General features: G+C 58.4%; 16 protein-coding genes. 4 read left to right on the top strand and 12 right to left on the bottom strand.

The window, feature by feature from the left end; genetic code table 11:
• Position 1 precedes the first annotated feature (1 nt).
• Positions 2–1,149, top strand: a protein-coding gene (locus C7W88_RS17955; RefSeq protein ID WP_118074960.1) for an IS3 family transposase whose coding sequence is annotated in 2 segments (ribosomal slippage) — positions 2–260 and positions 260–1,149 — 1,149 coding nt in all. Because the reading frame shifts where the segments join, the coding sequence is not laid out codon by codon here.
• On the opposite strand, the gene C7W88_RS17950 is transcribed toward C7W88_RS17955, so the two are convergent.
• The 3 genes from C7W88_RS17950 to C7W88_RS17940 all read right to left on the bottom strand — a co-directional run bounded on the left by C7W88_RS17950 (position 1,115) and on the right by C7W88_RS17940 (position 7,084).
• The gene (locus tag C7W88_RS17950; protein ID WP_205525342.1) at positions 1,115–2,635 is read right to left on the bottom strand and encodes a DUF4011 domain-containing protein; all 1,521 of its coding nucleotides are present in this window, start codon (positions 2,633–2,635) and stop codon (positions 1,115–1,117) included. The two genes, C7W88_RS17955 and C7W88_RS17950, sit on opposite strands and share 35 nt — an antisense overlap.
• Positions 2,636–2,867: 232 nt before the next feature.
• Positions 2,868–5,942 (bottom strand): AAA family ATPase, encoded by a 3,075-nt coding sequence (locus C7W88_RS17945; protein WP_118074958.1) that lies wholly within the window; start codon positions 5,940–5,942, stop codon positions 2,868–2,870.
• Complete coding sequence (locus tag C7W88_RS17940; RefSeq protein WP_118074957.1) at positions 5,939–7,084, bottom strand: exonuclease SbcCD subunit D; 1,146 nt, start codon at positions 7,082–7,084, stop codon at positions 5,939–5,941. The genes C7W88_RS17945 and C7W88_RS17940 overlap by 4 nt, the downstream gene beginning before the upstream one ends.
• 73 nt (positions 7,085–7,157) lie before the next feature.
• Between C7W88_RS17940 and C7W88_RS17935 the strand changes: the two genes are divergently transcribed.
• Both C7W88_RS17935 and C7W88_RS17930 read left to right on the top strand, forming a co-directional pair.
• Positions 7,158–7,931 (top strand): hypothetical protein, encoded by a 774-nt coding sequence (locus tag C7W88_RS17935; RefSeq protein WP_118074956.1) that lies wholly within the window; start codon positions 7,158–7,160, stop codon positions 7,929–7,931.
• 47 nt (positions 7,932–7,978) lie between these two features.
• Positions 7,979–9,445 (top strand): DUF6035 family protein, encoded by a 1,467-nt coding sequence (locus C7W88_RS17930; protein WP_162896221.1) that lies wholly within the window; start codon positions 7,979–7,981, stop codon positions 9,443–9,445.
• 511 nt (positions 9,446–9,956) lie between these two features.
• Here C7W88_RS17930 and C7W88_RS17925 read toward each other — a convergent pair.
• The 8 genes from C7W88_RS17925 to C7W88_RS17895 form a co-directional block, all read right to left on the bottom strand.
• Entirely contained in the window at positions 9,957–10,811 is an 855-nt protein-coding gene (locus C7W88_RS17925; protein WP_370073274.1) for a DUF6596 domain-containing protein, read from the bottom strand.
• Positions 10,811–11,197, bottom strand: coding sequence for a sigma factor (locus C7W88_RS24910; protein WP_370073273.1), 387 nt, complete (start codon positions 11,195–11,197; stop codon positions 10,811–10,813). The genes C7W88_RS17925 and C7W88_RS24910 overlap by 1 nt, the downstream gene beginning before the upstream one ends.
• A gap of 2 nt (positions 11,198–11,199) precedes the next feature.
• A complete protein-coding gene (locus tag C7W88_RS17920; protein WP_118074954.1) occupies positions 11,200–11,562 on the bottom strand; it encodes a YciI family protein in 363 nt (120 codons plus the stop codon).
• Between the two features lie 462 nt (positions 11,563–12,024).
• Positions 12,025–13,947 carry a hypothetical protein gene (locus tag C7W88_RS17915; protein WP_118074953.1) on the bottom strand — a complete coding sequence of 641 codons (1,923 nt, stop codon included), beginning with the start codon at positions 13,945–13,947 and terminating at the stop codon, positions 12,025–12,027.
• The gene (locus C7W88_RS17910; protein WP_118074952.1) at positions 13,947–14,975 is read right to left on the bottom strand and encodes an ATP-binding protein; all 1,029 of its coding nucleotides are present in this window, start codon (positions 14,973–14,975) and stop codon (positions 13,947–13,949) included. The genes C7W88_RS17915 and C7W88_RS17910 overlap by 1 nt, the downstream gene beginning before the upstream one ends.
• Before the next feature lie 5 nt (positions 14,976–14,980).
• On the bottom strand, positions 14,981–17,194 hold the full coding sequence (locus tag C7W88_RS17905) for a hypothetical protein (protein ID WP_118074951.1): 2,214 nt from the start codon (positions 17,192–17,194) through the stop codon (positions 14,981–14,983).
• Positions 17,194–17,922, bottom strand: a complete 729-nt coding sequence (locus C7W88_RS17900) for a hypothetical protein (RefSeq protein WP_162896220.1) — start codon at positions 17,920–17,922, stop codon at positions 17,194–17,196. Before C7W88_RS17900 ends, C7W88_RS17905 begins: the two co-directional genes overlap by 1 nt.
• A gap of 229 nt (positions 17,923–18,151) precedes the next feature.
• Positions 18,152–18,583, bottom strand: a complete 432-nt coding sequence (locus C7W88_RS17895; RefSeq protein ID WP_118074949.1) for a hypothetical protein — start codon at positions 18,581–18,583, stop codon at positions 18,152–18,154.
• 192 nt (positions 18,584–18,775) lie between these two features.
• Between C7W88_RS17895 and C7W88_RS22950 the strand changes: the two genes are divergently transcribed.
• On the top strand, positions 18,776–19,945 hold the full coding sequence (locus C7W88_RS22950) for a hypothetical protein (protein WP_162896219.1): 1,170 nt from the start codon (positions 18,776–18,778) through the stop codon (positions 19,943–19,945).
• Positions 19,946–20,036: 91 nt separating this feature from the next.
• Here the strand turns inward: C7W88_RS22950 and C7W88_RS17880 are convergent, their stop codons facing one another.
• Complete coding sequence (locus tag C7W88_RS17880) at positions 20,037–21,122, bottom strand: hypothetical protein (RefSeq protein ID WP_162896218.1); 1,086 nt, start codon at positions 21,120–21,122, stop codon at positions 20,037–20,039.
• Positions 21,123–21,395: the final 273 nt, after the last annotated feature.

The raw sequence follows: 21,395 nt of genomic DNA, 5'->3' as shown, positions 1-21,395 counted from the left end.
AATGCAACGAAGGAAGTTCAGCCGCGAGTTCAAGCTTGAGGCGGTGAGGTTGGTGCGCGAGCGCGGTGTCGCAGTTGCGCAGGCTGCTCGCGATTTGGACGTGCACGAGAACGTGCTGCGCAAATGGGTAAAGGAGTTCGCTGCCGATCCTGGCCATGCCTTTCCGGGGCACGGGCAGATGAAGCCGGAACAGTTGGAGATCGACCGTCTCCGTCGCGAAGTGGCAAAGCTGAAGGCGGAACGCGACATCCTAAAAAAAGCCGCCGCCTACTTCGCGAAGGACTCGATATGAGGTTCGCCTTCATCGCGAAGCACCGAGGGATCTGGCCGGTGGCATGGATGTGCGGGGCGCTCGGTGTCTCGCGAAGCGGGTTCCATGCCTGGCTAACTCGATCCCCGTCGCAGCGCGCCCGCGAAGACGAGGTGATCGGCGCCAGGGTCAGGGCCAGCCATGTTGGCAGCTATCGCACTTACGGTGCCCGCCGTGTCTGGCATGACCTGCTCGCCGAAGGCATCTCCTGTGGCCTGCATCGGGTCGAACGGCTCATGCAGGCGCAGGGGCTGCGGGCTCGGCCCCGTCGCCGTGGACTGCCCAAGGATCAAGGGGAACGCTCGATCATTGCCGGCAATGTGCTGGATCGCCAGTTCACCGCCGACCGGCCCAACCAGAAGTGGGTGGCTGACTTCACCTACATCTGGACAGCCGAAGGATGGCTCTACGTGGCCGCTGTGATCGACCTGTTCTCCCGTAGAGTGGTGGGCTGGTCGATGAGCGATACCATGACTGCCCAACTCGTCACCGACGCGCTGATCATGGCGATCTGGCGGCGGGGCAAGCCGGATGCCCTGCTGCATCACTCAGACCAGGGCAGCCAGTATACCAGTGAGCAGTTCCAGCGACTGATGACCGACAATGGCGTCACCTGCTCGATGAGCCGGTCCGGCAATGTCTGGGATAATGCCGCCATGGAAAGCTTCTTCTCGTCGCTCAAGACCGAGCGGATCGGGAAGAAGGTCTATCGAACGAGGGCGCAGGCGAAATCAGACGTGTTCGACTACGTCGAATGCTTCTACAACCCGACACGGCGTCACTCGACCCTGGGGTACCTCAGTCCTATCGACTTCGAACGAGAAGCTGGGGTAGCCTGAATGAGCTTATCTCGGTGTCCGCCAAACCGGCAGCAGGCCAGAGAGTGTTGGCGCCGCCCTCTTCCATATCCGCATTTGCCTTGCGGTAAAGTTCGATCAGTGTGGCCTGAAGTTTGTCCTTGGGAAGACTGGCCAGAACTTCGCCGCGAGAAAGCGCCTCCTTTGCCACTTCGTCGCGCAGGCTGCCCGTGAATTGCTGGTTGTAGAGGGCTTCGTCGCGGCCGCCTAAATCTAGCTCAGGAATGGGCTGGATGCGGATCTTCTTGCCTTCGGCGAGCAGGTCTTCCAGCTTGCCAGGTTCAGGACAGATTAGCTGAACGCTCTTCGAGGTGTCAGGGAGATGAAGTAGCCGGTTCGAGGTCGTTAGGTTGAGAAGCTTGCGCTGCCATTGCTTCACCCTGCCAGCGGGAGTGACGACCTCGTCCTCTTCGTTCTTGTCGAACGAAGCCAACGATGGGGCAGCCTCCACGCTTTCGGAGACCGCAATCTCTCCATCGTTGCTCACCTTGGATTCGATGGCAACACCGAGCGGCCGGATTTTCTGGATGCGCGCTCGCCGAATGTCGATTGCAGCTTCAAATTCATCGTCCATGGCCTCGGCGATGTTGCGGTTGCCTTGAGCGATCGCCTGCGAAAAGCTGGGCGGTGTTGGGTTGGTAGCCAGAGTGCTCTCGAACACGAGCAGTTCATCGATGTCGATACGCCGACGCAGAGCCGCTGCCTCGTGGGTCACGAGCGAACTGAACTCGCTCGGCTGTAGCCATACCCCGACGAACGCGTGGTCCTTGGTCAGCACGACGATGGGATTGAGACCGGCCTGTTCGATTGCGGCCGCAAACAGGAGCGAGGTGTCGAGACAGGTGCCGATCCGCCCCTCGAGTATTTGCGATGGGGTGCGGATCTTCTGGCCGTTCCGTTCAAAGTTCGCGGGCGGCAATGCGTAAGAAAAGCGCATGCCCGACACGGCCGACCAGATTGCAGAGGTTAATTCCCAGACCCTTGCGCGCTCGCCCGATTTGTATCCGTCGATGTTATCTGGCTTGCCGCTGCGACGCAGTGCGTCTGATGCTGCTTTGAGAATTTTGTCTATGGCGGGATCGTTAGGCGTAACGAACGCTGGCAGAAGATCGGACATGCTGCCCGAGCCTCCCCACTCGTTATGCGCGAGAAGCTCGATTGGAGCCTCTGTCTTGGCAAGTTCGACTCCGTCTTTGCCGCTGAGGACAAGCGAAAGGGTTGCAGTCATTGTTTCAGAAAGGCCGGACAGCAGCGTTGCGCCCAGCTTTACGTCGCGATCGCGGACTTGGATCTCACCTTCGGGCAAGATGGCATCAATGCGCCATTCCCGTTCGGTCAGGAACGGAGGATCTGCAAACAGCTTGAGAGTGCAATGCTCGTGCGCAGCCTCGCCCAGGTTACGGATCGTAAGGTCAACAATGATAGGCGCAGAGTTCTGGTGCGACGCAAAGCCAACCTTCGAGACCACCAAAGCGTCAATCGAACACGTCATCTGCAATCCCAATTGCTGTGGTCAATGTACTGGACATTAAATCGCAGCGCTCAGTTGTCTAAGCGAATCTGTTTAATCAGCGAGCCGCGATCACGATTTTACGCTGTCAAGTTTTCCGATCCTTGTAATGCTTTCTTAACAGTAGAAGCGTGGGAAAGCGCCTCGGGAGGCCCTTCCGACGAACCAGGAAAGCGTAAATGCCAGCTTGTCAGCCAATTCTACTTTCGATGTGGCTGCCATTCGCGCTCTTGTGCACGGTAAATCCGTTGGGGACGGCCTGCTGGACGAGCGGCACGTGTGAAATAAGGCCCACGGCACGCCGCTGACCGACAATGTTTTGGAGCACCTGCAGGACCTGATCGAGTGTGCCTGCGTCGTTCTCTGTGTCCAGACTACCGAAGCCTTCATCGATGAAGATCGTGTCGAGCCTGATGGCACCGTTTGTCATCTCGACGATGTCGGACAGCCCCAGCGCGAGGGACAAGGCTGCGATAAATGTCTCGCCGCCGGAAAGTGTGATGATCTCGCGGGCGCGGCCGGTCTCGATGTCGTGGACGCGAACGTCCAGTCCTCGCTTGGATCGGCCTCCAACGCTGACAGTGTCGCGCTCAAAGCGATACCGGCCACTTGTCATGGGATCGAGGCGCAGGTTCGCCGCTTCAAGAACCTGATCGAACATCGCACCGATGGCGAATGTCTCAAGACTGGTCCGCATCTCGTTATGACCGTCGAAAGATTCCGCAACACCCCGCAGCGCGCCCGAGGACTGCTCGAGAGTTAGAAGGTTCTCAAGTTGATCTGCCAGACTGGTCTGCAGCTCGACAAGCGTTTTGTGTTTCTGTTCGGCAGCAGCGCTCTGCCTAACGGCCTCGTCGGCGGCGGCCTGCGCTTGTGAGCAGTTCAGACGGTAGGGTTCGAGGCTTTGCCGCTGCGCGTTGCCGACCGCGTTTCTTGCCATTGTTTCCCGCGCACGAGCTTCAACAAGGGCGGTGTCAAAATCCGCGATTGCCTGCTCCATTGCAGGGATCTCGGCAATAGCGGGGATCGCCGTGCGATAGTCTGCCTCGGTGATCCCGAGCTCGGTAAGGCGTGACTCAAATGCGGATCGCTTTGCGGCGAGATCGATCTTGGTCTCATTGACTGCGGTCCAAGCGCTGTGCACTGCCGAAGCTGCCCTGATAGCAACGGCATCGAGCTCGCGCTGCCTCGCGTCGGCATCGGCAAGGGCCTGCTTCCGGCTGCTCAAATCTGCGGTAGTGGTATCGATCGCACTCTGCAGATTGTCTTGCTGCCGCAGGTTCTCTGGGACCGAAGCAATCTTATCGTCGTACGCCTGCCGGGCCAGTGCCTCTGCGGTCGTTGCTTTACCGAGAGCGTTTTGAGCTTGTTGGAGGGCGTCCGTCGCTGCCAGCTTGCGCGTGCGAGCGTCAGTCAGCTCCTCGGTGAGAAGGCCAATATTGACGTCCGGACCCAAAGCGCTGATCTGGCCAAGGACGCGCTGCAGATCGCCGTTGATCTCGCTCACACCGCGCTTCGGCGTTGCAAGCCCGTCCAGAACGGTACGCTTTGCGTCGAGCGTGGCACGAGCCGAGCTGGCCGCGGCCTGGGCGTCGCGGTCAGCCGTTGAAGCGGCAAGGGCAGCGCGCTGGGCATCGCGCCACGCCTTTTCGAGTGCTTCCGCATCGCCCGAATCATCGGCCGGTTGGGGGTGGTCGCTGGCGCCGCAAACCGGGCAGGGGTGGCCATCCTGCAATTGCTGCGCAAGGACGCTGGCCTGGGCCGAAAGAAAGGCGCGCTCGCGGGTCTCGGCGATAGCGACTGCTTTGGTATGGCGGGACTGCGCCTCAAGGGCAGTGGTAGATGTTTTCTCGCTGGCCTCCTGCGACAATTCCACAGCATGCTTTGCGTTTGCGAAGGCCTGCGCTGCTGCTAGCTCACTTTTCAGACCATCGCGAGCTGCGTTCAGCTTCTGTCGCTCAAGACCATTCGCTTGGGCTGCAGCTAGCGCCATCTCCTTGCCTTCGCAAAGACTAGCAGCCTTTGTCTCAGCGTCGGCTGCTTGGGAGTGAACCTGGTTTGCTCGTTCCAGCTCCGCCTCGGTGGCGTTAAGGTCAGCAAGACGCTCAGCGGCATCCACCAGAACTGCCTTGTGGCGGTTCAGCTGGTCGATCTTGCGCGCGATGTCTTCGAATTCATGATCGCAGGAGCGGAGATCCAGCAGTGTCGCGCTCGCTGCCGAAAGAGCCTCGCTTGCCTCTCGTGCTTTGATTTCAGCGTCGGCGTGCGCTTCAGTCGCTGTGCTGTAGCGACTTTGGGCATCGGCAACGCTGGCGTCGAGGTCCAAAATGCGCCGTGCCAGCTCCGCCCTGGTTCTGCGGGTTCGCATTGCCTCAAAGGTCTGCCCCTGTGCTTCGAGTTGCCTGCGTGCAGCGGACGCAGCCTCAACTTCGACAAAGCGCTTTTCCTGTTCTTCGGCGGCCGCGTAAGCCTTGTTGGCCAATGCAAGCGCAGCCGCTGTGTCAGAGACTTTCAGTTGGGCAAATTCGTACTGTTCAAGTGCCGTTGCGATGCCGTCGGTGAGCTCGTCCGAGCTGTTGAAGCCCTCGGTTTGCAGGCGGCTCCCGTACAGACGATAGCCGAATTCGATTTCGCGCTTGATGTTCGCGGCGTCCGCTTTGAGCTTTTCGGTGAGCCGGCGATAGAGAGAGACGTCGAACAACTCCCGCAGGATCTCGAGCCGGTCCTTGCTGTTCGACACCAGGAAACGCTCGAACCTGCCTTGCGGCAACAGGACAATTTGGCGGAACTGCTGTGCGCCATAACCGAGAAGACCCTCAACATGGCTCAGGACGGCGCTGACCTTCTTTTCTGCAAGCGGAAGGCCGCAGTTGTCAGGACCGACGTCGTCGATTGCGACGTTGGAAACATCGAACAGCCAGGCAGCGTGTGGCTGCATGGTGTGACCCTCGCCTCGGGCCTTAGGCCGCGCCTGGTCAGGTTGGCGCCTGACGTAGTATCGCTTTGATCCCAGTTCGAATTGCAAGCTGACTTCAGTCAGCAGAGCCTCATGCGCAAAGTCAGAACGCATCGTGCCGATGCCTTGCTCCTCTTTTGCCCCCTCGCCAAACAGGGCGAAGGAGATTGCGCTGAAGATCGACGACTTGCCAGATCCGGTAGGGCCGTAGATCCCGAAAAGGCCGGCATTCGTTGCTTCGCGGAAATCAATTGTCTCGGCGCCGCCATAAGGACCGAAAGCACTGAGCGTAAGCTTGATTGGCCTCATGCGCCTTCCTCCATGGTAGCGAAAGTTTGCAGAGCGGAGGCCACAATCTGCCTTTCCGCCTCCGACAATGGCTCACCGCGGATAAATTCAAGGAAAGCCGAGGAGAGTGTCTGTGGGTCTTCAATAACAGCACGCTGTTCGTCCAGGCGCTGCGCTACGGGGCGCTCGGTGTCCTCATATGAGAGTTGGACGGCATTGGGATAAAATGTCCTGATCCTTTTCATCGGGTCGATCTGCGGCACTTTGTCTGTGAGAACGACCCGGACGATGTCGTCGGAGACTTCTGTGGTTGCGAGCAGCTCAAGCAGCTTGCCTCGAATGGTTCTGACCTGACGCAGCGACTGCAGCGGCACTTCGGCCACCGTGACAGTGCCGTCGGCCGCAAGGTCGATCAGGCTGACTGACTTCTGCTGACCTTCCTCATCGAACCCGAATGCCAAAGGTGCGCCGGAGTAACGGATGTGATCAAGTCCCACCGGTTGCGGGCGGTGGAGGTGCCCAAGGGCCACGTAATGAGCGCCCTCAAAGGCAGCCGCCGACACTGTCTCGATGCCGCCGACCATACGCGTGAGCGGGCGTTCGCTCTCGCTGGTAGCAGCGCCGTCGACAAAAGCGTGAGCGACGACAACCCAACGCATTCCCTCAGCCACGTGCTTGCGAGCGCTGGCAAGCTGTGCTCGGATGACATCTGCAGGGCAGGCGATGCCGTCGTCTTCGAAGCACATGCGGGCGGCGTATTCGAAGGCAAAGGGCAGGGCGGAGATGGCCACTGGCCCATGCACATCCGAGATCACGAGCGGTCGCTCATCGTCATCCAGTGGTCCGCGCACAATCGCAACGCCGCCATCGGCAAGAACGCCCATCGCCCCGATGTGTGCGGCGGAATCGTGATTGCCTGCGATCATGACGATCGCTGCATCGGATGCTGCACGCACGCTCGTGAGAAACTGCGAAAGGCGGGTGATCGCACTTTGCGGCGGGTTGGCTCGGTCGAAGATATCCCCGGCGATGATCACGACGTCGGGGCGTTTATCAGCGATCACCGCGAGGATCTGGACGAGGATGTGGTTATGGTCTTCATCGAGGGACAGGCCATGAACTTGGCGGCCCAGATGCCAGTCGCTGGTGTGCAAGATGCGCATAAATCTGTCCTCGAATCCATGTGTATATATTTTTTATATAGACGCCTCGAGGCCCGTCAAGTATGGTCCGGACATGGACGATCCTGCTCTGAAGCCAGCAATGCTTGCCCGCCTGGTCTATCTCGACCGGTGCCTTGCATGGCGTGGACAGGTTAATCGCAAGGACCTGATCGAGCGCTTTGGGATTTCGTCGCCGCAAGCGGCGATCGATCTAAGGGAGTATCTTGATCGGGCTGCAGAGCCAAAGCCTCGTTATGACACGGTCCGCAAGTGCTATGTAGCTGACCACCACCATCGCGGCCTGCCTTTTGTGGAAGATGCAGGATCACCGGATGAGTTTGTCGGCCATCCCACATCAAGCAGCCTTTCTGTTCTTCCTTCGCCTGTCCGGCAGTGCCCGCCATTCGTAATACGGCGCCTGTGGCAGGCAATCGAGCAGCGGCAGAAGATCGAGATCGGCTATGTGTCGATGGCAAGTGGGCTGCGCGAGAACCAATGGATCGCACCGGCGCATTTTGCCTCTGACGGGGAGCGCCTGCACGTTCGGGCGTGGAGTTGCCACCACCGAGAATGGCGAGACTATGTTCCGGTCCGGGTCCATCCAGAAAGCACTTTCAAGGTGATGCCAGTCGGTGAAGCGCTTCCGCGCGATAATGACTGGGAGGAGTTCGTTGAAATCCGGCTTCGGCCGCTGAACAGCCTTACGCAAGAGCAGCAGTCCGCTGTTCGGCTAGAATATGGGTTTACGCAGGGAATTCTGAGTTTTGAGGTCCGCAGGGCGCTCGAATTCTATGTAGAACGCCGTTGGGGGCTTAAGCAAACCGGGGCGCGACTGGAACGCTGTTAGCCTTTTCGGGCGAGGGGAGTCTGCTGCGACAAGGAATGGAGAAGGCTATGGTCGGAAACACAACTGTCGATCCGCTGGCATGGGCATCGGCGGTGATAAAGCCGGAGATTGACGAGGTCAGGAACACGCGAACTGGCCACGTGTTCGATGTCCGCCGGTTGATCCGGGCATTCCGGTATGAACGCGCAATCTTGCTACGCCAAAAACTGAAGGCGCTCGTCAAGCGTGACGAAGCACGCCTGGTGTGCGCGACGTGCAGTGTTCCAGTCTATGTCGCCTGCAGTACGACCAAGCAATTCTTCTTTCGGCATCGCCATGAAGATGGCTCATGTCCGGCTATCACGCGGGCGCAGCTGAGCGAAGCTGATATCAGGGCAATGAAGTACCGCGGCGCCCAAGAGAGTGAGGCGCACAAGCGGGTCAAGGCGCTTCTTCTGCGGAGCCTCTCGATTGACCCACGGTTCAGCGACGTAGCACCTGAAAAGACCTGGAAAGCGAGCGAGGGCTTGGCCGGGCTGCGCCGACCGGACGTTTCGGCGCGGACGGACACCCACAGACTGGCGTTCGAAGTGCAGCTCAGCACTACCTTCATGGACGTGGTTTTAAGCCGGAAAGAGTTCTATCGTACCGAAGGGGCGGCGCTCGTCTGGGTCTTGCCATACTTCCATCCGAGCTATCGTCGCATGACGGATGACGATATCCTTTTCGGCAACAACTCCAATGTCTTCGTCGTCGATGAAAGAACCGCTGCCGCGTCCGAAGCGGCAGGAACCTTCATCATGACTTGCTGGTACCGCAAGCCAGTTATTCAGGGCGATGAGATCATCGATGAGTGGGTCGAGCGCATGGTGCGGTGGGATGAGGTCATGGTTGACGTGGACCGCCAGGCAAATATCGTATTCGACTACGCCCAGGAAGCCGCAAGGCTTCGTGAAGAACTCAAGGCAGCCCGATTGGAAAGGATTGCGGCCGCCAAGGACGCAGCGAGGCAGGCCCAGGAAGAGCGGGAGAATGAGCTGCGCGAGCAAGTGCTTCGCTTCCTTCTCAACGTCTCAAGCAATGACGGCGACCTGCCTCGATACAAGACATGGCTGGTCCTCAATGATAGCTTGCGTTTCATCGGGTACGGCTTTGACGGGGATAACCCTGATTTGCAGACAGCCACTCGCATCGTCCATCTGATTGAGAGTGCGCGGGCAGGAAAGCCGGTCGGCTTCCGATATAAGAGCTTAGCCGAGCTAGGCCACCATCTCATTCATCAGCACCCGGAATTGCTGCTCGCCTTCGGTTATATGCTCCGCAAATTTGGCACGAGGGACGCCCTGTATTCGGACGATCGGACCGGAAAGCTGAGGGTCAAGCTCGAGGCTATACGATCTGACCTTAGCCGTGACCCGAAGTACAGAATGGCAGCAGATGAAGAGCGTTTTTGCGCATTTCTTTCTGGGGGAGCATCTCGGAAGTCGCGACCCGAGAACGATAATCCAGACAATTCCAGTCGCGCAGCTGCGTAACCCTGCCATTGCCCATTCTGGCTGCGGTCAAATCCAGGCTGCATACATGATGGAGGGCAGCGTTCGCAGGCTGTCAGCTTTGGATCAACCTGCTGTTGAGTCAGCAACCCGCTGATGACCGGATCGTCCCTGCCCAAGCTTTTGCCTTTGTGACAGCGTGCACAGCATAAGGCGACCAACGATTATGCGCGGGCTGCTCCAATCGCGCCTCTGAAGTGGGCAGGGGAGAATGCGACAATTCGCAAAGTTCGATCAAGCATCAGGCCAGACAATCTCGCGTCATTGGCGCTGGTGAGACAATACAGGTTCGGAGAAATGAGCGAGCAGTGGGACAAGGAGGACAGTCTGGAGGACGTCTGTGAAGTGGATGCAGGACTCGCCTGATTGCTTGCCCAATAGCAGACAAGCGAACGTGGAATAGGGGGCTCTAGTCGAAGGCAGCTTTTGGCTTTGAACCTCAGCGCTCATCGCCGATGGGATCCATGCCCTCAGGCGCAAGTCCATGTATACGTCAAGATCCTGTGGGTCGATGCCTGTAACCTCCACCGAGCAGGAACGACCGTATTGCAGGATCGGCACTTAGCCCGGCCGCTGTTTCCGCCGCCTGTGCGGCACGCCCGGGCAGACCGGCGAGCCAAGCCACTCGCGCCAATGCCGCCCACCACGGCTGATAACTGCCTGCATCGGTGAGGGCCTCAAGCTGGGACAGTGCTGCATCGGGAGCACCGGCCTCAGCGTGGGCGACAGCTCGGGCCACCAGTACGCCTAGGGTGGGGGCCTGGCTGGCGAGAACGTCGTAGAGTTGCGCAAGCGCTGAGGCAAACCGTTGACCGGTCATCCGCTGGTGCGCGTGCAGGGACTGAATTGCCGCTTCGGTCTGATAGCGGCCAGGCGTGGCGTATGTCGCGGCGAGGCGCAGGGCTGCTTCAGCCTCCAGAACAAGATGCCGCGACCAAAGGTTAGGTTCCTGGGCATGCAGTGGCACGAAACGCCCGGTCGCGTCTCGACGGGCGCTACGGCGGGCTTCGCAGTGCAGAACAAGGGCCAGCAGACCCAGCACCTCGGGCTCATGGGGCAATAGCTCGGAAAGCAGTCGGGCGAGGGACACGGCTTCGTGGCGCAACCCGGTCAATCTGGCATCGGCGCCGAGTACGTCATCCCAAGCCGTGCCGAACGCCGCGTAGACCGCCGCGAGGACGCCTTCAACCCGATGGGATGCGTCAGCCGGATCGGGGACAGAAAAGGCGATCCCGGCATCCCGGATCTTGCGCTTGGCCCGGACCAGGCGCTGGCCCATCGTTTTTCCCTCGACCAGAAAGGCTGCGGCGATCCGGTTGGCATCGAGCCCGAGAACGGTCTGCAGCATCAGGGGGCCTGGACGTCACGATCGATGGCAGGATGGGTGCAGACGAACAGAAGAGCCAGTCGTTCGTCGCGGAACGGCGGGTACTTTTCGGAGTTTCTCTCGTCTTCGAGCAGGGCTAGGAATTCCGCAGCGCGATCGATCACCACATCATGCGCCTTGCGCCTGCCGATACTGCGTCGCGCCACGGTTATCAGCCAGCCTTCGGGGTTGGTGGGAACGCCGTCCTGCGGCCACTGGGCTACGGCGGCGGCAAACGCATCGGCCAGGGCGTCCTCGGCCGCAGCAATGTCGCGAGTGCGCAAAGCAAGGATTGCCAGCAGTTTCCCGTAAGACGCGCGCGCCGTCCGCTCAGCAATATCGGCGGCAGAATGGCGCGCGCTGTCCAAGGTTATGCGGCGGGCGGGGGCGGCAAAACGGGCCGGATCTCGACTGACCCCGCACCCACGCAGGGCGCCCTCGCTGCCCATTCCAGCGCGGTATCAAGATCGGGCACTTCGATAACGACGTAGCCCCCGAGAGCCTCCTTGGTGTCTGCAAAGGGTCCGTCAGCGACATGACGAATACCATTCTCGACTCGCAGCACGGTGCCCGTCTCCGGCGATTGCAGGCAGTTGCCACCCAACATGACCCCCGATTGGGCAATCGCGCCCATATAGGCGGTCCACCCACCCCAATAGGGGCCGGCGGCTGCCGGATCGTCGCGCTTGTCGCGCTCGGCCTTGGATTCGTTGAAAAGCAGGACGTACTGCATGGCGATCTTCCTTTGTCAGAACTCCGGGCCGGTGAGGCCTGCACCCGGGGGCAGTCATCGCCGCCCGATTCAATGTGCGCTGACCTCTCGCCATTTCGACAATGCCGGCGACACAATGATGTTCGACGTCGCGCCGCGCAAGTACTCAGGGGTCCGAGTTATGGTCCCGGCTGCTGCTGGGCTCACGAGAAAGTCTTTGTCGATGACCTTTGCCACTTCACCACAAGGTCTCGTTCGCTTCTCTCGAACTATGGCGGTGGGGTTTACGGCTTGGTGTCGGTGGCCCTTATCCGCGACGATTTCGCCGTGCTCGCCTTTGAATGCCGGCGCCTCTCCGAAACCTAGTCGGGGCCACAACGGGACGGGCGGCTGGTGGTCCAGCGGTGGTTTGGTTGGTATTGTTGTGTGGGGAGCTAGCGATCCGATATGCTTACCGTGTTCCGTTGACATGAGTGCAGGACATCAAAGGAGCTTTGCCGGACCAGGAGTGTCGTCAGCCAAGGTTGGCAAGATGCCCTTATCGATCAGCGTTTTGCGGCACCAGCCTGTTCCCACGCGAGGGATGCGAAACTTTGGCAGAATATCGCTCAGCAGCTTGGCATGCATATCGAGGTGCTTGGTTATCTCCGTCGGCCAGACTGCCTGACGTGCAATAGACAGCACCTCTTCGAAATCAGCCGTCTTAGCGTTGCCGTTCTGAGTAAATGTGATTCCAAAGTCATGTTCGACCGGCGCGAAGTAGCGAGGTGTGAGATTGAGAATTTCGCATGCGTCCATCTTTGAAACCACTGAGGCTCGCGGTAAATCTGGCCTGAGCACCTCGTCCGAGACAGGATCGAACCTTAACATATCTTCGGGTTGGACAAGGAGATGTGAGGGTCCGACTTCTCGACTACCACTTAACCAGAAACGCATCTCACCATCGAGCAGCGCGCGATAGATGGCGGCCCATGGCTTGCGGCGACCACCAATCCTCTTGGCAGCGGACAACAAAGTAGTGCAGCCTGCTGGTGGTCTTGTGGCGCCTGCGGCGGTCTGCACGCGGGCTTGGAAGTCGATTACGCTTGAACTGCGGATCGCGACCTTGGGGCGAACTGTACGCACTGCAGGGTGATCCTCCCAGACCAGTAGGCCTGCATCGAGGAGTGCCTCGATTGCATAGTGCGGCAGTTTGATCTGCCATGACGTTGCTTCAATCTCGGCGAGGCCCACAAAGTGCTGGGCAAGTTCATCGATTTGGCAGCCGTCATAAGCGCCCAAGTGGCGCATACGCTTGGTGAGGCTCTGCACGCGCAGTTCAGGCCACGCATGGAGCTTCAAGCGCTTCTCCGGCGGCATCTGCAGTACGCGTTCCACATCTCGTTCGGTATAGCGGCGCGAAAATGGACCGGCTTGGCCCTCGGGTGCGATTGCGCCTTGCGCAGCAGGGTCGGTGATTGCAGCAAGTGGCCCAGAAGCGAGTGTATCCGACACCTTGCGGGTCGCTCGCCAGAGCTTCTGGATACGAGTTGGATCCTTGGAGTGCTCGTGGAGCGCGCGCTGAAAGCTGGACTGGAAGGAGTCGGGCCAGTCTGCGAGATACTCGACCCCGCAGCAGAGCACCTGCGCGGCCTTGAGGTTCGACGTGTTGAGAGAAAGGTTAGTAACCCGGATGGGTGGCTCGTCGAGAAACAGGCAACCGATGTCCATCACCAATTCGATGAGTTGGTTTGTCGGCAATTTTGCGAGGTCCGGCGAGGCTAGCTGAGCGCGAGCACGACTTGCTGTCGGCTTATGCAGCGATACAAGTTCTGCAAATCGCCTGTAGTTCTCGGCAAGCTCACCCGGTAAGGCTGGCTCTGAAGAGGGCGGAACCCGTACACCGCAGAATTCACAAGAGCCGATTCCGGCAGCGGCTTTCCAACCTAGCGTGTTGTCGCAGCTTGGGCAGGTGTTTACAACAAGCTCAAGCGTTTGCGGGCAATACTGCAGAAGCACATTGAACCAGTCTAGACGGTGATACTCGGCCTGCAACAAGGCCTTGGGGGCGATGCGGCGCGTGTTATAGTCAAGCATCCTGCCCGAGATTATGTGGTTTTCTCCGAACTCAACCGCAATCTTGCGAAAGCCGACGGCGTCAGTAATGCCGCGCCCTGCGCGTCCGACAAGCTCGGCTGGGTCACAACGGATCACATGGGCTATGCGCGCGAGCTCCGATGGCGCTGCGTGCTGCAGCGTTGCGGGTCGGAATGTCTTGACTTCGGCCGCATCGAGGACCGCCTGGAGTCTGAAGAGCACGTGTTGATCGGCCGCGCGCGCGATAGCACCGATGATGGACTCGTCTTCATACAAATCCAACGCAAAGCGCAGTTGCTTGGCCTCGTGGGGATGATCGTCTACGTTCATTACTGCACCGAGAAAGGATCGTGGTGGACCCAGCCAAGGATCATGGCGTAATCGCGCACCGCATTGGAAAGGTCGAAAGGTTCGATCGAAAGCGCGCCTCTTTCGAGGGCTGCCGGCAAGGCAACCTGGACGAGCCGGGCGACCCGCCCAACATGCCCTCCGGACGCGGTAATCAGTCCCTCAAGCACGTCATCATCGTCAAAGCCTGACGAGAAGGTTGTCAGACCGGCCGCCTGGATCTGTTGATCTAGTGAGGTGCAGAATTCCTTGAACAGCTTCCGATCGTTGCGGTTGTTGTCGTTAAGTGGATGCAGTTCCAAGGGCCTGAGCAAGCGAGCCGCAAACTGGGGATTGCGCAGGAAGAAGTCGGTTGAGGTTTCATCGCCGATGAAAACCAGGGGTACCACCGAGCGATCGAGGAATGCCTGTAGCTTCTTGGTCACTTCCGATGCATCCGCGCCTCCGCGATGGAGGTGCTGGACTTCATCGATGACGATGCATTCCACACCAAGAAGCTTCACCCACCTGCCGATGCGATGCTCCAGCTCCTTGATGTTGTCTTTGCGTCCGCGTTTTTCGCCCTCCCGGTTGAAGGCCGATTGAGGGCGAAAGCCTTCCTCGTCGGCGAAAGCGTCGTCCATCTGGATGAGGATCTGTTGATAAAGCATCTTGAGGGTCATGCGGCGGTCCATTGTAACATGCAGGACCCTGAAGCGGTTTACAGGCCGGTTTGCGGCGCGATCCTCTTCCGCAAGCTCAAAGCGCAGGCGTTCGATGGTCGCACTTTTGCCAGCCTGAGACATCTGGCTGAGGCGACGGCCTGTAAGTGGCAATCCCTTGTGCGCCTGACACACCTCCATGTATCGCCTGATTTGGGCCAGGATCGCACGCTGAGGTGGATGGTCGACCCAGATCGTGCCGACCTTGATGTCAGCTTCCCTGACACGGCGCAGCGAGTTTTGATCGTTCGGGTCGGGACTGCGACGACCGGTTTTTGGTCTCGGCTGTTTTCCAAGTGGGTCAACCACGTGGCTTAATCCTCGTCACGGTCGCTGTCGGCGTCCAGATCTTCATCGGCGTCGTCGAAGTCCCAGCGGCTCGCGGTTTGCGGCGCTTCGGGATTGCCAAGGCCAACATCGTCAAGAATGGCTGGCATCGGGTCTGAGCGCTGATCGAGCGGTTCCATGTCATTGGCGTCAAACGATGTGGCTTGGCCCTGTGACGGCGGCGTCGGCTCGTCCTGGCGGTTCTGGCCTCCGATTTCGGTAGGCGTATACAGCTCAGGCACTTGGCCAAAGTTCGGGTTGGTCGCCAGTTTGCCCGCCAGGCGCCGCTCTTCTGCTTCCATCAGGGCTGTCGGTTCATCGCGCTTGCGGAATGGAAGTTCCGCAAGGTTCTTCGCCCGATTGCTGAGATGGATCATCTTCAGGCGCCTCCGGTCGCGATCGCTCTTTGCGCCAGTCCCGCCTTGCTTGAGGTACTTCTTGTACAGGTTGTGTTCCCACCGGGAGAGACCTCCGGTGTAACCCGGGTCAACCGAGTAGAGCCTGTGGTATTCACGATTTTCCGGGTCGTAAACCTCGATGAAATCGATGTTGTCATCCCAGGTCCGAATGGAAACCTCGAGCTTGGACCGCCGCTTCAAGCGATCAGCAAGGGCCATGTTGCGAGCATTTGTGCTCAGCATCTTGGTAACGCCTTCCCGATTCCAGCGATACTTGATGCCGTCGTAAGTCACGCCTTCCTTGGTCAGGACGCACTTCTTGGCAGGGGTGCTGGAAAGCGCGCGCCAGACTTCACCCGGGTCGGCAAGACGGGGGCCGTGGTTGCGAATGTAGGCTGCCATGATGTCGTTGGGTGAGCGGCGGCCCAGACTATCCTTGGGCTTCGAGTTCCACTCCCGACGCAGCTGCTCTACCTGATAGGCATACTGAGCCCTGGTCATCTGCGTGTCCTTGATCGGATTATAGCCGAGATAGGCCTTGTCGAAAGGGCCGAGGATCTGCCCTGGCCGCTCACGCATTGCGGCCTTCACAAAATTGTGAAAATTCTCAAGGCGAGCCTTCGCATTCGGATGATACGCTTCGGCCAACTCGACGCTGGAGCTGATGTTGACGAGGTTGGGAATCATTGCGGGACGGATCAGGGTCTTGTCCCGGTCAATCATGATGTCCGCAGGCAAGCCGTAGAAGAGCAGCGCTTCAGGGTTTTCCTCAAGTTCCTCGGGCGTCAAGGTGGGCGGGGTCATGATGCTACGAAGAGCCTGCAGCCCCATTTCCGGACGGAAGGGCCCGGCAAATGGCGTGAACGGGAAGATGAACTGGGAAAAGCAGTCCATGGCCATCACGCCCTTGAGCTTTGACGCCGGGATCTCGAATTCGCTCGAGTAGAACAACGAATGTTCGTATTCGGTGCCGTCCATGTAGATCCGCTCCATTGGCATGGTCACGTCGACAGTTTCGCCGGAGGCCAGGAACTTCTTGTCAGCCGCGATCCGGCCATACCTCGAGGCAAAAGTGGAATAACACTCCAAAGACAGGACACGCTCGCGGACGCACTCGTAGGATGGCTCCTCGTTGCCAATAGACGGAATGCCCATTTCGCGCAGGCGGTCCCAGTCGCGCCCGACCAGGGTGGCGACGTCGTCCATGCTGGCAAGTGGCATGAAGTCCTTGGTGGGGCGCCAATAATGCATTGCCCACTTATGCACGATGCGGTCGACGACATCAGGCAACTGGCTCTGGCCCTTTTCACGGCCGGCACAGTTGACCAGCGCTCCGATGCGCCTGCCGTTGTCGTCCAGGCGCTTGACCCAGCGCAGCAGTGAACTCGGGGCGGGCTTGGGCGAGGGGCCGTCATGGGTGGCAATCCAGTTCCGGATTGCAGTAGGATTGCGCTTGATCTTGTCGGTGATGACCCGATCCGCCCAATCAAAGCGCCAGCCAGTCTTGCTGTCGATATCGATGCAGGCGGACCGGTCAAGACAGAGATAGCGCTCGCTCCGAGTGAAGAGCGCCTCATTGTACTGGGGGTCGAAAAGCTTGCCGGCGGCAAACTGGGTGATGACCCACGCCACAGTTGGCAAGCGCCACCCATCCGGGCCGTCACACGGCACCTTGAGGAGTTCCTCATCACCATCAGCGTAGCGAAACTTCAGTATGTCGTCGCCGATCTCGCCAAGGAAGCGAATTTTCCTGTCGCCGAAGAGGAGGACGGTGTCAGTATGGAGAAGAAATGGGAGTGCCATCAATGGAGCCTCCTTGAGGTGGTGCCAGGAACATGGCGGGCAAGAAACGAGCGCAATGCGCCCGGTTTCGCCGGCCGGGGGATCGAGACTGGTGTGTCTGGCATGAGCGGCTGTGTGGGCACGAAGGCGACGTGCCGCCTGTGCAGCATCGCTGCGAGCTTATGCTCGCCCAAAACGGAGCCACTACCAATCGCATCAAGCACTGAGGAAAGCGGGGCTTGGCCGCCGCTGGAATGGATAGCCCGCTGGGCACGCGAGATTTCGTCCCTGGTGATAGTCGTACGGCGATGGTCGAACAACTTCTTCACGGTGCGCTTTTCGAGCATGCTGGGAATGCCGCCGGCTTCCCTGCGTTCGAAGCACACATTGACAGTGGCAAGGTATGCTTCAGCGTAGGCAAAACGCGCTGCCAGGCGTGGCTCCATAAAATAGCTGCGCTCGGCCTTGTCCTCGCCAACGATGACAGCGCCATCGTCCTTCTCGATTGCATAATCAAAGGTCATGGACAGCGTACGGCCGGCAAGATCTGTCCATGACAGCGTTAGCGGTTGGTATTGCAAGTCGACAACCGACGGGTCGACTTCATGAAGCCGATAGCCGAATGCCTCGTGATGGCTCTCGAAGTACTGCTGCCGACCAGCCTTTTCGCTGAAGGATGCGAACGAAGGACTAAACGATGCGTAGCGAAAGTTGACGCGCACCTGGCCAAGGTCCGAAGCTGCGGTCAACCTCGGGTTGAAACGCCTGGAGCTTTCGAAGTCATCAAGCTGGCGTGAATCAATAGTCTTGCGCCTCGGCGCCCACAACGGCTTGTGTGCGGGCCTGTATGGCAAGCATTCGTGCGGATGCGGGAGGCGACGCGGTGCGGGGGAAGCTGCACGCGTGACTTCGCGCTCCTTGGCCAATGGCGCGGCATCACTGCCTGTCGGCTGATCGGACATCGGGTTGCTCCATGTCCTAGTGAATTGTCGCTGTGCTCGGGCAAGCCGAGAGTCCAGGGTGCTGGGGCAACGGTCCCGGGCAGTTCCACGGAGCAGCGGAAGGTGCATCCGGAGGCGTCGGAACGATCTTTCCAAGGAAGTAAAGACGATCGATCTCGAGGACCTGCATTCCGCGCAATGGGAGATCCTGACACCCAGAAGTTTCGGTTGCCTGCAGGCGCACAAGCAGGACGTCAAAGAACGGATCTTCGTAAGAGAGAAGCAGTGCATCCCGCTTGTAGCAGCCACGGCCATCGAGGGTGAAGGAACGTCCGTTGATGATCTGCCGAGTGACGGACGCGAGGTCTTCATGACGACAAGGTGCATCTGCATGGTGCCAGTCGCCGATCAGCGCCGCCAGCCTGTTAGATGTCGAACCTACGTGCCCCATGTTGCTCATCTTGCTCATGTGCTCACTCCCTGTCGTCGCTGATTAAACGTTCTGCTCAACTTATAGTAGACATCACATCGGCGAGAAAGCGATAATTTCAAGAGGCTGAAAGGGGGTGGACGAAACTTTTTTTTGAATGCAAAGCGACCGTATGGTTGAAGCCAGGGATCCATTGCGATCTGGGCGGTATGCAAAGCTAATCCAGTTGGTTTGGCCGGGGGCATTCCCGCTCGAGAAAGAGCGTTTCTGCGTTCATTAAGTCCAGAAGATCTGGAGGTGGTCGCGCGCCGGTTGAACGCAGTGTGGCGAGCTGAACAGGGTGAGCAGCCACTTGAATGGCTCGCGCAATTCGCGGGCGTCAGTCGTGCAAGGTTTTACGTGCTGCGAAAAGCTTGGGCCAAAGGCGATTTGCCCGCACTTTTGCGACAGCAAACTCGAAAGCCGTCGGCGAAGGTGGAGAAGAGCCCCCTCATTGAGGCTTCTATTCAATATTTGCGAGACAATGGACCAAATGAACGCAATCGAGCGATCGCCCGTACCCTGATTGCAGACGGCGTGCTTGGTGAGCCGAAGGGAGAGCCGTCTGTCACTCAGATCCAGAAGCTTGATCGCTATATCCGTGTAGCCAGGCGCCTGATGCAAACCGACGCCGATTTTCTGATCAAGCATTATGGCCATGGCTTGCTTATTGACTTGGTTGGAACGGACATCATTCTTGATCTTGAAGTACCCCAGCCTGCAGTCATCGCTTTGGTCATCGAGACGGCGAGCGGCGTGATTTTCAGCGCCGGCATTGGCGCCGCCGCAGACGAAAACCTGATCCAAGCGAGCGTGATAGAGCAGGCCTTGCAATTCGTGACATATCATCAGTTCGATCGTCGGCTGCCGGATCCGAAATTACCCGATTTGTTCTGTGCTGTCTCGGTGGATACGGATCTAAGCCGTGTAGGTGAGGTTTTGGGCCACTTTGCAAATCAGGTCCTGATTACGCCTACGGGTGGTTACGCGAGAGGGCTTCAAGCAGCCCAGTTGCTTGGACCAAAGATGGGGCCTTTCGCCCTAACGCCACGCAGGCTGCATAATATTGCCAGTTCAGATGGTAATGAAAGTTTGCATAAAAATTTGATGTCAATTGAGCGGGCATCTGCGATGCTCAACGATGCCGTCTCGGTCCAAAACAAAAAGCAGTTAAAAATGCTGAACAATATTGAGCAAAGGGAATCAATTGGCCTTCTTAGGGAAGGAAACATGTACTTATTGCTGAAGGCATTATACTATCAGATTTACTACCAGTATCAATCTGTAAGGGACCGCATAGAAGAACGGTTCAAGCTTATAGGCAGCTTTATATTTGATGAGCAGCATGAAGAATTACAATAGCGCGTTTCGGTATTGATTAGCTATTGCTAGCGCTATTATTATAAAGACTTAATGTGTGACATATCAACGATGTAAAGACAATCGTGCGGATCTACTTTGTTTGCCTGACACTATCTAGCGTTGTTTCAAAGTCGATCCGCACACGAATTGGCAAGCGCGTCACGATAGCGCTCGGTTCGGTTGGGAGCCGGGCAGCTACAAAGGCATGGGCTTGTTCTGGGGTCATGCCCTTGCCCTTTGCAGACCTCCGTGCCTTAGTGCTCAGAGCCTTGCGAGGAAAAAAGGAAAGGCCGTTGCAGCGATCGCTTTTCAGGCAACGCACCAGCATGCCATTTTCGAGCATGCCGACAGGACGTTCAATCACCCGTTGTCCGCACTTACGTACGGCCGCTCGAAGCTGGGTGGCGGGGTCTTGAACCGTTACCGGTACGCCGAAGCGTAGCGCGTCGTTTGATGGTTCTGTGAGGTCTAAATTGCGCCTAAGCGCGTCCAGCATTGCTTCTGCCATCCCTGCTTCATTGGGAAGACCTTTCGATAAGTGAATGCCAACAACGCTTTCGTTTCGGACGTCTATGAGAAACGTACAGAGCGGCATCTGTACAACGCGATCTCCGAAATCTACCGGTACGTCGATCACCGCGTGATCGAAGATCAGATCGAAATTCTCGGAGATGGCGGATGGTAACGGGCGCTCCAGATCTCGGCCAATGCGCTTACGAAGCGCCCAGACAGGCGGGAGATCGAATTGTTCCCTGGCAGCTTCTATCCGGATCAAGTTGACAAGGCTGCGGACCGGCATTGAGCGGTTCTGAGCTATGATCGGATCGATAAAGTCCAACTGCTCTCTAGTCATCTTCACGCGGTGCGGCCGCGGGTTACCTTTTGGTGCCAGGGTGACAGGGTCGTGAGTTTGCTGCCATTTCGTGACCAGCTTGTAGAATTGTGCAACTTTCAGACCTAGGTCAGTTGCGTGCCGCTCGGCTTCCTTACGGCCGGGCTTGGTGCTGAACTGCTCGATAGCTTCGATACGCTTTACGACGATGTCTCGCACAAACGGTGATACGAACGAGAGATCAACATTCTCACTCATTTCAATTTCCTCAAAAGTCATAATCTTGAAATCTGCTGGCGAAGAACCTTCCTCAGATGTCCTGTTGAAATGGTCGGATATCTTCACGGGGGCTGCGGAGCAGGGCAGCTCAGTGTTGCGCGCACAGTGTGTGAGACCGCGAGCCCATTCGCTGGTTATCGAGGCATAGGCGCGAGATCGTGCGCGGATGGGCTTAGAGACTGTGTGCGAGCGACAAGGCATTAACACCTTGTTTTATAAAGAAAGAGATCTTTCGTCTGCGCGCGGAACGCTCAAAATCTCACTTCTAGGTTGTGTGAATCTCAATCTCAGGTTGTGCCAGCGCCAGTGCCTAGAGGTCTATGCCGACATGACGGGCGC

The organism is Novosphingobium sp. THN1 (assembly GCF_003454795.1).
GTDB lineage: Bacteria > Pseudomonadota > Alphaproteobacteria > Sphingomonadales > Sphingomonadaceae > Novosphingobium.
The sequence above is the reverse complement of the archived record's forward strand: the minus strand, read 5'-3'. Positions and strand labels throughout refer to the sequence as shown.

Bases quoted from the DNA above. Each gene is read 5' to 3' on its own strand.
- C7W88_RS17945 (WP_118074958.1), bottom strand. From the start codon at position 5,942: ATGAGGCCAATCAAGCTTACGCTCAGTGCTTTCGGTCCTTATGGCGGC.
- C7W88_RS17940 (WP_118074957.1), bottom strand. From the start codon at position 7,084: ATGCGCATCTTGCACACCAGCGACTGGCATCTGGGCCGCCAAGTTCAT.
- C7W88_RS17935 (WP_118074956.1), top strand. From the start codon at position 7,158: ATGGACGATCCTGCTCTGAAGCCAGCAATGCTTGCCCGCCTGGTCTAT.
- C7W88_RS17930 (WP_162896221.1), top strand. From the start codon at position 7,979: ATGGTCGGAAACACAACTGTCGATCCGCTGGCATGGGCATCGGCGGTG.
- C7W88_RS17925 (WP_370073274.1), bottom strand. From the start codon at position 10,811: ATGCTGCAGACCGTTCTCGGGCTCGATGCCAACCGGATCGCCGCAGCC.
- C7W88_RS17920 (WP_118074954.1), bottom strand. From the start codon at position 11,562: ATGCAGTACGTCCTGCTTTTCAACGAATCCAAGGCCGAGCGCGACAAG.
- C7W88_RS17915 (WP_118074953.1), bottom strand. From the start codon at position 13,947: ATGAACGTAGACGATCATCCCCACGAGGCCAAGCAACTGCGCTTTGCG.
- C7W88_RS17905 (WP_118074951.1), bottom strand. From the start codon at position 17,194: ATGGCACTCCCATTTCTTCTCCATACTGACACCGTCCTCCTCTTCGGC.
- C7W88_RS17895 (WP_118074949.1), bottom strand. From the start codon at position 18,583: ATGAGCAAGATGAGCAACATGGGGCACGTAGGTTCGACATCTAACAGG.